General features: G+C 53.8%; 1 pseudogene. It reads right to left on the reverse strand.

Going from position 1 to position 526, the window contains the following annotated elements:
* A pseudogene (locus ACKWMY_RS28275) lies at nucleotides 1-432 on the reverse strand (hemagglutinin repeat-containing protein); the annotation flags it as partial.
* Between the last annotated feature and the right edge of the window lie 94 nt (nucleotides 433-526).

The raw sequence follows: 526 nt of genomic DNA on the forward strand, positions 1-526 counted from the left end.
GCCCGCAACGATATTCACATCGCCACCGGTCGAGCCGATAGTGCTGACACTCTGGCTCTGCGTCGTACCGTCTTCGTTCACCTGATGGCGAGAGCTGGAGCTACCAATCGTCACCCCGATACCACCGGTGCCCATCAGTCCGCTCTTTTTCTTCTCATCCAACCGGTAGCTGGACTGTTCTTCCGTCGCCGCTACGATCTCAACATTGTTGCCTGCTTGCAGGTTAACTTTACCGTCACCCACAACCGAAGACCCCTTCACCGTCAGATCGTTACCCGCAGACAGAGACACGTTGTCGCCGCTCAGCAGCGTGCCTTTTTCCTGCGTGGCGTAATCTTCCCGCATCGTGTGGGTGGTGGTCTTCGACAGGAACCCTTTCTTGGTCTTGGTTTCTTCGAAGAAGGAGTAGCCGCTTTCGGTGGCGCTGTTGAGGGCGCTTATCAAACACTACATATGGCTATCGTTATCAGGGTTCAGAAGTTAACAGAGGTCGATCGAATAGATGGAAGTGGTTGTTAGAACCATA

The organism is Serratia sp. J2, from assembly GCF_046269175.1.
Taxonomy (GTDB): domain Bacteria; phylum Pseudomonadota; class Gammaproteobacteria; order Enterobacterales; family Enterobacteriaceae; genus Chania; species Chania fonticola_C.